This window comes from uncultured Psychrobacter sp., assembly GCF_947495825.1.
Classification (GTDB): Bacteria; Pseudomonadota; Gammaproteobacteria; order Pseudomonadales; family Moraxellaceae; genus Psychrobacter.
Map to the genome: position 1 here is coordinate 15,046 of NZ_CANMAH010000003.1, position 14,706 is coordinate 29,751.

Genomic DNA, 14,706 nt, shown 5'->3' on the forward strand with positions numbered 1-14,706 from the left:
ATTTATAGCGCTTGTCTGTTTGGACTTATAAATCTTGAAGGTCATTGTTTCAAGAAAAATTTTAGAGATAGGAGCCTTTATACAAAGGTTCTATAAAGAGGTTCTATGCTAAAGCTCATCTTTCGGCGTATCTTAGAAGCCATTCCGACTATGTTTGTTTTGATTACCGTGTCCTTTTTTATGATGCGCCTAGCGCCTGGTAGTCCTTTTACAACAGAGCGCAACTTATCACCTGCGGTATTGGCAAATATTGAAGCCAAATATAATCTTAACGACCCAATGTGGCTACAATATGTCAACTACTTAAAGCAGTTGGCAGTAGGCGACTTTGGGCCGTCTTTTAAGTACAAAGACTATACGGTCAATGAGCTGTTGTCCCAGTCTCTACCCGTCTCGTTAGAGCTTGGATTTTATGCCTTTGTAGTAGCAGTGGTACTGGGTTTGGCACTTGGTATTATCGCTGCACTCAAGCAAAACTCATGGCTTGATTACGTGCTCATGGCTTTTGCGATGACCGGCGTTGTGATTCCAAGCTTTGTCAAAGCGCCGTTACTCGTGCTTATTTTTGCCATCATTTTGCAGTGGTTACCGGCAGGCGGCTGGAATGATGGGGCCGTGCAAAACCTCATTTTACCTGTTACCGCTTTAGCGCTGGCTTATGTGGCAAGTATCGCGCGGATCATGCGTGGCTCGATGATCGAGGTGATGAATAGCCAATATATACGCACCGCCAAATCTAAAGGGTTACCGATGCGTCAAATTGTGTTAAAGCATGCTTTGCGTCCAGCGTCACTACCTGTTATTTCTTATCTAGGCCCTGCTTTTGTGGGTATTATCACAGGCTCTATTGTTATTGAAACCATCTTTGGTCTACCGGGTATCGGTCAGTTATTTGTCAATGGAGCGCTTAATCGCGATTATGGTGTGGTGCTGAGTCTGACCATTTTGGTTGGCGTATTGACCATTGCCTTTAACGCTATTGTCGATATTTTATACGCCGTTATTGATCCCAAAGTTCAGTATTGATTGTGATCAAAAACGAGCCGTTATCTAGAGCGCACTGCCGCTTAACACTTTAAATGACAGATTATTAAAAGGACGACTATGAGCCTTATCGCAGACCAACCTACTGGCATGGCTGATTTGCCTACCAAAGAGATTAAAGGCCGTAGCCTTTGGCAAGATGCGTGGCGACGCTTTTATCAAAACAAAGCCGCAGTGGCCAGCTTTTTTATTTTATTGCTGGTCGGTGCTTTTGTGATATTTGTACCGATGCTAGCGCCTTATGGATATGCTGAGACCGATTGGAGCTTTATGCAAGCAGCGCCATCGATTGAAAACCAGCATTATTTTGGTACCGACTCGCTCGGTCGCGACTTGCTCGTACGTACCGCAATGGGCGGACGAATATCTTTACTAGTCGGTATCGCAGGCGCAACGGTGGCGGTATTGGTTGGTACCGTGTATGGCGCAACATCGGGCTATCTTGGTGGTAAAGTCGATATGATCATGATGCGCTTTTTGGAGATTTTGAGCGCCTTTCCATTTATGTTCTTTGTGATTTTGCTAGTGACAATATTTGGTCGTAATCTTATTTTAATTTTCGTCGCTATAGGTTTGGTTTCTTGGCTTGATGTAGCGCGTATTGTGCGTGGTCAGACATTGAGCCTAAAGAGTAAAGAGTTCATTGAGGCAGCACACGTCGGTGGGGTGTCAGGTTTTAACATTATCCTTCGTCATATCGTGCCAAACGTACTTGGCGTGGTGGTGGTTTACGCCTCCTTACTAGTGCCGACGATGATTTTATTTGAGTCGTTTTTGAGTTTCTTAGGACTGGGTGTGCAAGAGCCGATGACCAGTTGGGGTGCACTGCTACAAGAAGGCTCACAAACCATGCAGGTGGCACCATGGCAGATTTTGATTCCGTCTGCATTTTTGGTCATTACTCTATTTTGCTTTAACTTTATCGGCGATGGTCTGCGTGATGCGTTTGATCCCAAAGACCGTTAGGTCAAATATCGCTAGGAGAATAACATCATGACAACTCAAGACATCAATAACGTCCCTATGAAAATAGACTCTACTGTCCATAAAGTAGGCGCTGACTCAACTATTAATAAACAAACTAATAAAGAGAAGAGTTTACTAGCAGTCAAAGATTTATCCGTACAATTCACTACCGAAGATGGTCTGGTAACTGCAGTTAATGGTTTAAACTTCGACCTTCATAAGGGCGAGACTTTAGGCATCGTCGGTGAGTCCGGCTCCGGCAAGTCACAGACTGCATTTGCTATCATGGGTCTGCTTGCAAAAAACGGTCGTACCCAAGGTTCAGTACGTTTCGAAGATCAGGAGCTATTGGGCTTACCGCAAAAAACTCTGAATAAAATTCGCGCTGAGCAAATCGCTATGATCTTTCAAGATCCGATGACCTCGCTCAATCCCTATATGAAAATAGGCGATCAGCTCGCCGAGGTATTGATTCTCCATAAAGGTATGAGTAAAAAAGAAGCTTGGAATGAGTCGGTAAAGATGCTCGATGCGGTAAAAATACCGGAGGCCAAAAAACGTATCGGTATGTATCCGCATGAGTTCTCAGGTGGTATGCGCCAGCGCGTGATGATTGCGATGGCGCTATTGTGTCGCCCCAAGCTGTTGATCGCTGATGAACCTACCACAGCGCTTGATGTCACTGTACAGGCACAGATTATGGTGCTACTTAACGAGCTCAAACGCGACTTTGGTACCACTATTGTTATGATTACTCATGATTTGGGTGTGGTCGCGGGCATTTGTGATCGGGTGCTAGTGATGTATGCAGGTCGTACTATGGCGTACGGAGAGACGGAAGAGATTTTTTATACGCCAACGCATCCTTATACTATCGGTCTGCTCAAAGCCATTCCACGTCTCGATGATGACGGTGGTCAGCTTGCCACTATTCCAGGTAGTCCGCCCAACCTGCTTAACTTACCGACTGGTTGTCCGTTTCATGAGCGCTGTCCTCACGCGATGGATATTTGCCGCGATGTACCACCGCCTCTTGAATTTTTGCCGCATGATCGTCAACGTGCCTGCCATTGGCAGCCTGAGATACAAGTAGATGAAATATCAGGTTTAACAGAGATGGAGGGCTAGGATATGTCAACATTAAATGTAGAAATGATTAAATCCGATAGCCAAACACCGCTATTACAAGTACAAGATGTGCATACAAGCTTCGATATTAAGCGTAAAGGCTCATACTTTTGGCAAAAGCCTGACACCCTAAAAGCGGTCGATGGGGTATCGTTTGAGCTGTTTGCAGGTGAAACCTTGGGGGTGGTTGGTGAGTCTGGCTGCGGCAAATCAACGCTGGCTCGAACCATCGTTGGTTTGGTACGTGCCAAATCTGGCAGTATTAAGTTTAATAATGCTGAGATGGTTGGTGCTTCCAAAAAGACTATGCGCCTAAAACGTAAAGATATTCAAATGATCTTCCAAGATCCACTGGCCTCGCTCAACCCGCGTATGACCGTAGGTGATATCATTGCCGAGCCGCTACGTACTTATTATCCAAAAATAAAAAAACCGGAAGTACAAGACGAGGTGCGCGCTATTATGAAAAAGGTTGGGTTATTGCCCAACCAAATCAACCGCTATCCGCATGAGTTCTCCGGTGGTCAGTGTCAGCGTATTGGCATTGCTCGTGCCCTGATATTAAAACCTAAAATCATTATCTGTGATGAGCCAGTCTCCGCACTTGACGTCTCAATTCAAGCCCAGGTCATTAATTTGTTGCAAGATATCCAACAAGAAATGGGTTTGGCACTTATTTTTATCGCTCATGATTTATCGGTAGTAAAACACATTGCCGATCGGGTGCTGGTGATGTATTTGGGTCACGCAGTTGAGCTTGGGGTGGATAAAGCCGTGTATAGCAATCCAACACATCCTTATACGCAAGCGCTGATGTCTGCTGTGCCGTTACCTGATCCTATCGCTGAGCGTAACAAAACCATTCAACTATTAGAAGGTGACTTGCCTAGTCCAATCAACCCACCGTCAGGCTGTGTGTTTCGAACCCGCTGTCCGTTGGCTGATGAAGAGTGTGCTCGGATTGAGCCAATACTGGAAGGAACGTTAAATCATAGGGTGGCTTGTTTAAAAAATAAGGTGGACACAGCTCAATAAAACTCAATCCGGCTAAGTACATGCTCCTGCACAAAATACGCGCAGACATACGCGCTTGGCCACGCAAATACAAACGCCAGCCCCCACGACCCTAACAAATCGGCAAAAAAATGATCGCTGTACCCAGCTTTGACCAATATCAACGCAGTGGAGATAATGAGTGACATCATCAGCGCCATAAGACCTGTAAAGATAAGCCGATAGTATTTGCGGCGAGTACGTATTTTAATAGTAGGTAGTTTTGCCATAATATTATCTAGTCCTACATAAAAGAGTCACGCTCGCATAATAATATCAGCATGACTTTATAATTCGGTAAACAGTTGAGTAAAGCACTATTCTTAATTTTTTGGCGTCTATGATATAGCGTGTAGAGCTATTGATAAAACAACTATTATCAATGATAAGCTTTGCTATATCTTAATGACAATAGTTAACTTTTTGAAATTGTCTTACTTGAGACAGTCAGTTTTGCTACGATGGACAAGCTCACAACAAATTAATAAGGCCATAACATAGCAAATCAGCAGCAGCAAGATTCTCTACAAAAAACTCAAGTATCGTAGTAATAGGTAAGTATCATGAAAAATTGCCCGCCATACTAATGAGCAAAAGCCGCAAAGCCAAGTTAAGTCAAGATTGTATATATAAACCAAGCTATGAGCGTTTATTCTTTCTTATCATACGATGCCTATGAAGTCGTCTCTGTAGTCGTCGATGCAATCTTGTGATACGGCGTAGAGGCGATAGTTTCCATACAGTGGTCGGTAAAATATCACGAAACGACGCACTGGTGCCTGTATGCGCGCGAAACTCCTCAGACCTCTGTGCAGCCTCTTCTACGTTTAGGTGTTTGCCTTTACGCCACCCACCATGTAGATATAGTCCTGCCCCCATCACAGCGGTTGCTATCATGCCTGCTGGAAACGACAGCCAAAGCGCATCGGTTCCAAGTAATGGATAAAGCCCAAAAGCAAAGCCAAGACGCACTGGGTACATCGAAATCACCATGACGATCAGCGGCCAAATCACATAGCCGTTCGCACGCATAGTGCCGAACAGCACTTGCGCTATCCCAAAAAACACAAAGCCCCATGTCGCCATCAACTGAATATGTCGCCCAATCGGCACCGCTTCGCTGTCACTACCAAGGAACAGGCCCAAAATAGTTTCATCAAAAATGGTCAGCACCCCAATCATAGCCCCTGTCAACATCACATTAAAGATAAGTCCCCAGCGTGTAATTCCTGCAACTCGGCTCCATTGATTGGCACCAATATTCTGTGCGACCATCGCACTGGCAGCGGCACTTAACGCCATTGCAGGCATTTGCACGTAGGTCCAAAGCTGCTGTGTGGCACTATAAGCGGCTGTCGTCTGTACCCCCTCACGATTGATAAGCGACAGCATGGTTAATGCAGCTGAAGAGATAACGATCATCTGAGTGCCCATCGGCAACCCCTTTGAGAACATCGACTTTAGTATTTCACGGTCTGCACGCAAAAAGCGCAGCTCTGGTAACCTAAGGGTCAACACAGAACCACGCCAGTACAAGGTGACAACCATGCCAATAAGCGCTAGCGTGTTTGCGACGGCGGTTGCAAAGGCTGAGCCAAATATACCCCATTCGGGAAATGGTCCTAGCCCCAAAATCAGCGTCGGCGTCAAAATCAGATCAATAACCACCGATATAATGATAAACCAAAGCGGCGTCGTAGAATCGCCCGTTCCGCGCAGTGCCATCATTAGCAGTGTAAAGGTCAGTGTGATGGGCATCGCAACGAAAATCATCCGCAGATAAGTCAGGGCAAGGTTTAACGCACCTGCCGGTGTGCCAAGCAAATCAAGTAACGTCGGGGCAAATATCCACCCTATTGCTGATACCAATACACTTATCGGAATAATGCTACCCAGCGCTGTGCCCATGGTTTTCTTAACCATAGCGTCGTCACGGCGGCCCATTGATTGACCAATCAAAATAGTAGCAGCCATACCAAAACCAAAAACGAAGGATATCAGGATAAACATCAAGATGTTGCCGTTCGCCGTCGCTGCCAACGCCTCTTCACCTAAAAACCGACCCACCCAGATAGCATTGATTGAGCCGTTTAACGACTGTAGGGCAGATGATCCAAGGGTTGGTAATGCAAACAGGAGCATCGTTTTGGCAATTGATCCTTGGGTGAGGTCACGCTGTTTACCAGTGGCGGTATTTGTTTTACTCAATGTTTGTCCTTTTGCGCTAGACCTTTAATGTGAGGCTGATTAAACGAAAACGCTCATCATAAACCAGAAAGCTTGTACCGTCTTTATTAGAGCTGTAAACCCTCGGCATGCTTTATGATCGTTTGACTGTTATCTTTTATGTGATTGTCATACAGTTTGGAGAGGAAGATAATGACTATGTTCGACACAAATTTAACTCGCTTTTATCATCATTATCAGAATATGGCTGGTCGATAAGCCTGAAACTGCCGAACTAATGCTTGATATCATGCCGCAAGCGCAGGTTATCATGATGCCAGCAGTCGGTCATGTGCCAATGATCGAAGCGGTAAAAGAAACGGCGAAGGATTATAAGGCGTTTAGGGAAAGGTTGAAGAAATAATTATTTAAGTTAAAAGGTTTGTTTAAAACTAAAAAAAGAAACATCAGCTGGTCTGGTGTTTCTTTTTTTTGGCTATAGCAATTACAAATCCTTTACCAGTCGCTCTAGTAACTCAGTCGTGCTTTCTTGTCTGGCCAAAGCGACTCCTTGTCCTGCCCATAAAGACTGGTGTTCTGCATCAAGGTTCTTTTTCGCATGCGCACGCAGGTCTTTGGTCATGGCATTTAATTGTGGGTAAGGTGGTAGCTCATGTGCGCTCTCAAATTGGCCAAAATTACGCAGATAATCATTTAATAAGCCGCGTGCCTGCTTACCTGAAAACAGTCTTGTTAAGCGGGTCTCAGAACTGCGTTTATCTTGACTGACATCGAGTAGCGCCTGTTTATAAATATCATTAATGCCGCATTTATCTGTGGTCAAAAATGCCGTTCCTATTTGCGCCAGCTCAGCACCTGCCGTTTGAATCGCCTTGATAGCTTGCCCGGTCATAATACCGCCGGCCGCGATTAACGGAATATCGGTACAAGCATGTGTTTGACTAATCAATGTCAACAGTCCCATGGGATCTTTTGCACTTTCTTGCAACCAACCACCGCGATGGCCACCAGCTTCTACCCCCTGCACGCATACTGCATCTGCGCTAATATCCGCCCAAGCTTTTGCTTCCAATGGATGATTGGCGGTACCGATGACGCGTGTGCCTAGACTTTGCAGGCGCTGCACTTGTTCGGCGCTAATAATACCAAAGGTAAAACTAGCGACAGGAACAGGATTGTCATAGAGCACTTGTAGCTGGTCTGCGAACCTAAGCGCTGGGCGTGCAGGTAACTCTATTTCAATATTTTGCTGTTTATAATACTGGCTTAGCCAAGCAGGAATCTCGCTGTCCAACGTACTAGAATCATGCTCAGACAACACCATCAGATTGATCATAAAAGGGCGATCGGTGAGCGATTTAATAGTGTCAATTTGCTTATCCAAAACATCTGGCGCCGTCGTGCCGGACCCTAATGACCCCAATCCACCAAAGTTACTGACTGTCGCCGCCAGCTCAGGCGTGGTTGCTCCTGCCATAGGTGCTTGCACGATAGGGTAGGTTAAATCAAAGGTGTTAAGTAAGGTCATGACGGGCTTCCTGTTTATTTTATTAGGCGTTTTACATGACTTACTTTAGCAAAGCTGGACGGCTTGCATGTTAGATAATGTGTATTTAGTTTCTAAATAGAAAAGGTGAGTTTTTACTACAAGATTGTAGTTAAGACATTTGACTACGGTTTTGTAGTTAAATAATAGCATCAAAAAAAGGTCAGCCTCCAAACCATCAAAAAGATGACTAAGAAAACTGACCTATTTTTATAAACTACTTACTTAGCTTAAACGCTTAGTTCAACTGCAAAGATCCCTTCGCATTCATCAACAGCTCAACCACATCATCACCACTAATTTTTGTAAAGCGTTTATCAATGGCGGATTCTTCTACACCGTTATGTTCCATGCAGGCGCCGCAGACTAAAACTTGTCCGCCTTTTTCGATAAAGTTTTCTAGCAAATCCTTAGCAGGATCAAACGGTGCGCCGATATCGACGTTATCCAAAGCATTAGGCAATGCTAGGTGTACCGCATCTACCATCAATATCACTGATGCAGAGTGACCTTTTTTAAGCGCGACACCTGCCATCGTAAAGACTAAAGTAATTTTGCTCGGGTTTGATTCACTATTATCAAACAGCGTACCTACATAATCCGTATTATTAACCATTTTATTTTCCTTATTAGACTGTGTTTACTTAGACATTAATTAATATCCAATTGGATATTCTACTCACTAATATCCTAACATTTATTATATTTATTTATATAATGTAATGTTATAGAACAGTAGTCTTAAGGTTAACTGGCTGTGACAGATTATCAAAAATAAATTTACAGTTAGCCTAACCTAAAGGCGGCCACGGACGGTCATCATCACTCTCAATCCACTCGGCTACATAGCCAGTCGGCGGCATATCCCAATCAGATTTGCCCATCGCATCCAGTACTTCTTGAGTTTCAATCACACGACCTTTACTAGTGACACCCGTTCGTAGAAGGGCAGATGAGCAGGGCTGGCCTTTGACCCACATTGATTGTTCCACGTAGATCCAGCGCTCATCGATAGCAGCGACGTGCGTCTTAATAGTGACCTTATCAAAAGCGCGAATACGTTTGCGATATTGTACGGTGCTGCCAGCTACGACCAGCCCCCAACGCTTATGCAATAATTGTTTGCCAAGACCAGTACGAATGGCAAAGTCAGTACGTCCCAAATCAAACAAGGTCAGCACGCGACCATTATTCATCTCTAAAAAATTATCAATATCTGTCAAGCTACAACGAATCTCAATCTCGCTGGTATCTGCTAAGTCTAGTTGAGCGCCTTTTTGGTGAGCGATGACAGCCTTAGTGATAGATTTAGCATAACGAAAAAATGGATACATGACAGATTCTCAGTAGTTTAAGGATTAGGATTATGACTTATTAAATTATTATTCATTAGAAGCATTGTTAGGTGAAGTATTTTTATTTGAAGTGTTATCAAGTGAAATATCGTTAGACGAAATGCCAATCGAGTGAAAAAAGGCGCTAACGGTCTCAGGGATCCAATTGATATCGAATTTTGAAGTCTTGGTTTTTTTACCATTCTTTTTTGATTGTTTAGCGTTTAATCTTACCGTATCACTCTGCTTGCTTGTTGAGCGATAACGCAAATAACCAATATGTCCACCGTGCTCAGTCTCCAAAATAGTGACGCTATCAGACACATCGTTTGGTGTGGCGGTAAAGCCAAGGAACGGATCGTCTTTGGCGCTAATCAGCAGTAGCGGATGAGTAACGTTGATAAGGTGCGGCAGTGCGGAGGCAGTATAATAATAGTGATTGTTGGAACGGTAGCCATGACGCGGCGCGGTAAAGATATCATCAAAATCGCTGATACGATTGACGGCCTTAATAGAGGCGATTTCCTCTTCGCTTATGTCATTCGATAAGGCTTTTTTGATAATTGGATTGAGCAGATACGGCGTATAAATACGATGACTCAAAAAGCTATGCATACTGAGTGCAGCCGACGACATATCGACAGGAGCTGAGACTACCACAGCACCCTCACATAGCGCATCATCGCCATATTCGCCCATGTATTTTGCCAGTGCATTTCCGCCTAGTGAGACGCCTACCGCATAGATATGTGCATACTGCTCACGTAAATTCTGGAGCATATGATGCACCTCTTCGGTGTCGCCAGCATTATAAAAGACGCGACCATTAGCCGGAATACCGCCACAACTGCGAAAGTGTGCTACTACAAAGTGCCAGCCCTCGCTATGCATCTGATACGCCAAGGCGCGTGCATAATGACTGTCACTGCTGCCTTCCATGCCGTGGAATAGCACCACTAAAGGGGTTTGCTCAAGCGTACCGTCGTCAGTTGCCTCTATGGGATGCGCATCGTAGAAGTCATAAGCAATGTCTGTCTCACATAACGAGTCTTGCTTGACTGCGCGCCGATACTTTGGCACCTCTGGCGCTAAAAACTTAGGTAAGATACTTTGCAGATGTGGATTGGTCAGCCAAAATGGCGGCTTAAAAGGAGTGGGTGCAAACGGTTTTGCGGTATTTGAAGACTTTGCAGTGTTTGAAAGTTTTGAAGTTGGCATAAGTTAATCTTATCAAGTCGTTATTAAACAGTGTTTTATCATAACGTTCGGCCATGTTAAATCCAATGATTTATCGTGAACGCATGATTACTAAAAATTGTTCTTATTTTATGGTTTTTAATCTGTCGTCTCTATTGTGCAATGTATTAAATTTAAATAAAACACAGTACTGCCGAGATGGATTTTATGAAGCCTTTGGAGTGCAAAGCGCACAGCACGCGAGGAAAATTTATACCAGCAGAACGCTTTTATGAACGAACCTTTTTCGTTGAGAATTGATTATGTTGTCCATTTTCTATGTTTTATCCAGTACTCGTCCATCCATTGCCAGCCGCTCTTTTAACGTCTCAATATCTTGTTCAGCGATAGTCACGGTTAACGTAACCTGCTTGCTATAAGAGACATCATCAATACTACCGTTTAGGCTTTCTACTACATAACGGCATTGCGCCTCAGTAGCGAACTCTGCCAGTATTTGTACTTGAGCCATTGGTACATAAGGGCGCAGTAACATTTCATCAACGGCCGCTTGCGCAGAGCCTGCATAAGCGCGAGTCAGGCCGCCAGCACCGAGCTTGATACCACCAAAATAACGCACTACGATAATAATAACGTTACCGATAGACTTGTGCTGTAGGACGTTTAATATTGGTCGTCCAGCAGTACCGTTTGGCTCGCCATCATCATCAAAGCCGGCACTGGTGGTGTTCTCGGGATCACCAATAATATAAGCCCAGCACCAATGACGCGCATCAGGATATTTTACGCGTAGTTGTTCCACGTGAAACATTGCTTGTTCTCGCGTGGTGGCAGGATAAGCATAAGTGATGAATTCAGACTTTTTAATTTCAAGCCTGGCAGTGACAGCACGTTGTAAGGTTTGATAACTCATATTATTTTAATGTACGCCTTTTTATGAACAGACTTAGTTTAGATAGGATATGTTAAACTTGCTTCACTATAACAAAACTAATGGTAGCAAATAGCATGCGTTTAGATAAATTTATTAGTAAAGCCACTGAGCTGTCGCGTAAAGAGTCCAAAAAGATTTTGCACGCAGGCGAAGTCACCGTCAATGACGAAGTTATCAAAGATCCTGGTGTACATGTCGATATCATTAATGATGATGTCATGTGGGTAGGCGAACCGCTGTCAGTGGCGACAGGCAATCGTTATATTTTATTGTATAAGCCAGAAGGCTTTGAATGTACGTTAAAAGCCAAAGAATACCCTATCGTCACCGAGTTGATCGCAGTGCCAGAACTGGGTAGTTTACGTATCGCCGGACGCCTAGATGTGGATACCACTGGCGCGTTACTGATGAGTGATGATGGCGGCTGGCTACATCGGGTGACCAGTCCTAAACACGAGCACGCAAAAGTCTACGAGCTGACCTTAGCGGATCCAATGGACAGCGATGCACAAGAAAAAGCCATCAAAAAGGTCGCTGAAGGTATTTTGCTAGAAGGGGATTACGAGCCGACCAAACCTGCGACGCTTGAGTTTAGCGACGAGACTCATGCCCGTCTGACACTAGAGCAGGGTAAGTACCATCAGGTTAAACGCATGATGGGTTATTTTGGTAATAAGGTCGTTGAGCTACACCGCGCCAGTATCGGTCATATCACGCTAGAAGGTTTGGATAAAGGGGATAGCCGCTTTTTGACAGCAGAAGAAGTCGCAAAATTCTAGACTTTATGCAGTAGAAAAGTTGCGTCATACTCTTTCCAACATCCACTCGTAAAAAGCCAGTTACCCAAAACAACTATCAGCAGCAGACACCATATCGGTAGTCTGCCTGCTGATGTTGCCTGTCTCTTAAAGCTGGGTAGCAATTTTGCAAAATAAAACGCTAAGCGCTTATCAAGCTCTTATAAAAATCTACCAATGTGCTACAGTCTCAACTTCATTAATCTACTTTTTTACATAGTGTCGCTGTTTTCAATATAGTCTTCTAAATTTTCTTTAATTAAGGCCCTTTAATTAAAGAAAATTTAGAAGTTTTGATTCAGTAATCTACTACGAATTTGATAGGACAACGCTTGTGAAACGACCTGTATTAAAATTTGCTAGTCTTATTAGTGCCATGTTATTAGTAACGACTGCCTGTGCTGATCCAACCATTACGAACCCTACAAGCAAAAGTGCTAGCCAAAACATGAGCCAAAACGTACAAAATACGCCCGTAGATGGAGAGGTTGGTGCTGCTATTGATAGTCAGCTACGTCAAGTATTGACCCAAGCTGGTATTAAAACGAAAATTACTTCTATTTCGCCATCCAACCTGCCCAACATGTATCAAGTTGATCTTGCTGGTCAACCGCCACTACATATTACTGCTGATGGCAAATACGTCATCCAAGGCGAGCTACAAAAGAACCCAAGCAAGCGTGTCGTGTCCAAAACCCCAGCGCGTAGCAATAGTGCGCAAGTAGGCATGCCTGTGAGCGCTGCGGTTAAATCAGCTGTGCTTGCTAATATGAGCGAGCTTAAAAACATGAGCGCCAAAACACCGTTCTTTTATACAGCGGTGCCGGGCGTGCTTTGGGGCGCGACGTTAGAGGGCGTGCCGTTTTTACTATCCGATGACGCGCAATATATTACAGATGGCGAGATATCAGTCATTGAGAATGGACAGTTTACAGGACTCGATGAGGAGTTTGAAAAACGTAAAAACCAATCCGTATTTAAAACCTTAGATGACAAACAACTAATAACCTATCCGGCAACTAGCGCTGAGAGAGCCGTTATCTATGTTGCTGACGATGTCAACTGTCCTTATTGCCGCAGACTGCATCAACAACTACCAACGCTCAATGCAAAAGGCGTGACCGTAAAAGTCATCGGCTATCCGATATATGAGCAGTCACCGGTGCAGATGCGCGGTATCTGGTGTCAGGCAGATGATAACAGCCGTCGCAAGGCGTTTGATAAAGCGATGTTAGCGGGTGAGATGACGCCTGCGCCAGCCAGTTGCAGTACAGATTATGTGACACCGAATCGTGAAAAGGCAGCTGGCTTGGCGGTTATGGCTACGCCTGCTATTTACCGTGAAGATGGGGTACTCTATCAGGCCAGCTTTGAGAGTCCTGAATTTTTAGAGTTCTTAGGCGTCAAATAGATAGTTCAGACATTTTTCTTAAAGACAATCAGCCATATAAAGTTGATTGGTATAGATTTATTAGCAATAAAAACCGCCCTATAAACAGAGTCTATAGGGCGGTTTTATATGGTTTGTATCAGCGTTTATGATAGAACTGAATTACTTACGGGAGCACGATATCTACGATCTTCCAGTCAATAAAGCCTTCACGCTGCATGTTTACAGTAATCGGGTAACCTTTGATTTGACCACTAATGTTAAAGCAATTAAGACCGCAATAGCTTAATGTTGGCTTGTCACTGTCTGTCCCTTGAGCCGCTTGCTGCTCTAACTGCGCGGCTTGCTGACTCATCATTTGCTGCACTTGTTGTTTGACTACGATATCGACATCACCGCGATGAATAATCAAATCTTGGATAAGGTTTTTAAGATCGATTTGATTGCTAGAGATTGCCCAAGCAGCGGCAAGCTCTTTGGTCGCCGTATTGGCTTGGCCTTGAGTATTGATAAGTCTCTCAACGTTTTGCGGTGTGATTGCGCTATCTACTGCCTGCACAATAAAACTATTGGCAGCTTTTGCCAGAGGCTCACCGCCAAGCTCTGCAACCAATGGATACTGATTCATTGTATTGGCAAACCTATTAGTCAGTTGCGTCTTTATACTGGGCCGTACTTGTTCATAATTGATGGCAGCAGCAATAGTCGCTCCGTCTTTGTCGTCATAGGCATTTTTGAGCTGATAGGCGCTGTAATAAGGCGAACCTGCATAAATGGCTACTACAATGACTACTAATAATAACAGCAGTGTCATGAGCTTTTTCATAAAGTGGGCTACCTTTTCGCGGACTTAATACAATCATCAATATGGCGATAAATACTAGCATGACTTAGGCCAATAAAAGTATGAAAATGTTACGTAGGTTTGCTGCCTGAGTAATGATTAGATAAACGTCGATACAGCAATCAAGAATTTAATAGTTCGCAACTTGATAAATCCACTTAGGGTCTCCATTAATAGCGCAAACTTATATTAATTGATTTGGTTAAAGCAGCATATCGCCGTTTTGACTCGCAATTTCCATATACTTCCTACACTTTTATTATACAGCTTATGTTTCATGTGAAAC

Annotated in this window: 14 protein-coding genes; 6 read left to right on the top strand and 8 right to left on the bottom strand. The window is 44.0% G+C overall.

What is annotated here, in order from left to right; genetic code table 11:
- Nucleotides 1–105 precede the first annotated feature (105 nt).
- From oppB to oppF, 4 genes are all read left to right on the top strand, one after another.
- Nucleotides 106–1,026, top strand: coding sequence for an oligopeptide ABC transporter permease OppB (gene oppB / locus Q0895_RS04330; protein WP_299185808.1), 921 nt, complete (start codon nucleotides 106–108; stop codon nucleotides 1,024–1,026).
- A gap of 78 nt (nucleotides 1,027–1,104) precedes the next feature.
- Entirely contained in the window at nucleotides 1,105–2,010 is a 906-nt protein-coding gene (gene oppC / locus Q0895_RS04335; protein WP_299185809.1) for an oligopeptide ABC transporter permease OppC, read from the top strand.
- A 27-nt stretch (nucleotides 2,011–2,037) separates the two neighbouring features.
- The gene (gene oppD / locus Q0895_RS04340) at nucleotides 2,038–3,138 is read left to right on the top strand and encodes an oligopeptide ABC transporter ATP-binding protein OppD (protein ID WP_256713866.1); all 1,101 of its coding nucleotides are present in this window, start codon (nucleotides 2,038–2,040) and stop codon (nucleotides 3,136–3,138) included.
- 3 nt (nucleotides 3,139–3,141) lie between these two features.
- Nucleotides 3,142–4,173 (top strand): murein tripeptide/oligopeptide ABC transporter ATP binding protein OppF, encoded by a 1,032-nt coding sequence (gene oppF, locus Q0895_RS04345; protein ID WP_299185812.1) that lies wholly within the window; start codon nucleotides 3,142–3,144, stop codon nucleotides 4,171–4,173.
- Here the strand turns inward: oppF and Q0895_RS04350 are convergent.
- The 7 genes from Q0895_RS04350 to Q0895_RS04380 all read right to left on the bottom strand — a co-directional run bounded on the left by Q0895_RS04350 (nucleotide 4,167) and on the right by Q0895_RS04380 (nucleotide 11,368).
- A complete protein-coding gene (locus Q0895_RS04350) occupies nucleotides 4,167–4,421 on the bottom strand; it encodes a DUF2798 domain-containing protein (RefSeq protein WP_075103302.1) in 255 nt (84 codons plus the stop codon). The genes oppF and Q0895_RS04350 overlap by 7 nt on opposite strands.
- Before the next feature lie 409 nt (nucleotides 4,422–4,830).
- On the bottom strand, nucleotides 4,831–6,399 hold the full coding sequence (locus Q0895_RS04355; RefSeq protein ID WP_299185815.1) for an MATE family efflux transporter: 1,569 nt from the start codon (nucleotides 6,397–6,399) through the stop codon (nucleotides 4,831–4,833).
- A 463-nt stretch (nucleotides 6,400–6,862) separates the two neighbouring features.
- The gene (locus Q0895_RS04360) at nucleotides 6,863–7,906 is read right to left on the bottom strand and encodes a nitronate monooxygenase (protein ID WP_075103304.1); all 1,044 of its coding nucleotides are present in this window, start codon (nucleotides 7,904–7,906) and stop codon (nucleotides 6,863–6,865) included.
- A 256-nt stretch (nucleotides 7,907–8,162) separates the two neighbouring features.
- Entirely contained in the window at nucleotides 8,163–8,540 is a 378-nt protein-coding gene (locus Q0895_RS04365) for a DsrE family protein (RefSeq protein ID WP_299185817.1), read from the bottom strand.
- 175 nt (nucleotides 8,541–8,715) lie between these two features.
- On the bottom strand, nucleotides 8,716–9,258 hold the full coding sequence (locus tag Q0895_RS04370) for an acyl-CoA thioesterase (protein ID WP_058367817.1): 543 nt from the start codon (nucleotides 9,256–9,258) through the stop codon (nucleotides 8,716–8,718).
- 48 nt (nucleotides 9,259–9,306) lie between these two features.
- The gene (locus Q0895_RS04375) at nucleotides 9,307–10,476 is read right to left on the bottom strand and encodes an alpha/beta fold hydrolase (RefSeq protein ID WP_299185818.1); all 1,170 of its coding nucleotides are present in this window, start codon (nucleotides 10,474–10,476) and stop codon (nucleotides 9,307–9,309) included.
- Between the two features lie 295 nt (nucleotides 10,477–10,771).
- On the bottom strand, nucleotides 10,772–11,368 hold the full coding sequence (locus tag Q0895_RS04380; protein WP_299185819.1) for a YigZ family protein: 597 nt from the start codon (nucleotides 11,366–11,368) through the stop codon (nucleotides 10,772–10,774).
- A gap of 95 nt (nucleotides 11,369–11,463) precedes the next feature.
- Between Q0895_RS04380 and Q0895_RS04385 the strand changes: the two genes are divergently transcribed.
- Nucleotides 11,464–12,168, top strand: a complete 705-nt coding sequence (locus tag Q0895_RS04385; protein ID WP_299185820.1) for a pseudouridine synthase — start codon at nucleotides 11,464–11,466, stop codon at nucleotides 12,166–12,168.
- Between the two features lie 352 nt (nucleotides 12,169–12,520).
- The gene (locus tag Q0895_RS04390; protein WP_299185821.1) at nucleotides 12,521–13,597 is read left to right on the top strand and encodes a thioredoxin fold domain-containing protein; all 1,077 of its coding nucleotides are present in this window, start codon (nucleotides 12,521–12,523) and stop codon (nucleotides 13,595–13,597) included.
- A 145-nt stretch (nucleotides 13,598–13,742) separates the two neighbouring features.
- Here Q0895_RS04390 and Q0895_RS04395 read toward each other — a convergent pair whose 3' ends face one another.
- The gene (locus tag Q0895_RS04395; protein WP_299185822.1) at nucleotides 13,743–14,402 is read right to left on the bottom strand and encodes a DUF2939 domain-containing protein; all 660 of its coding nucleotides are present in this window, start codon (nucleotides 14,400–14,402) and stop codon (nucleotides 13,743–13,745) included.
- Between the last annotated feature and the right edge of the window lie 304 nt (nucleotides 14,403–14,706).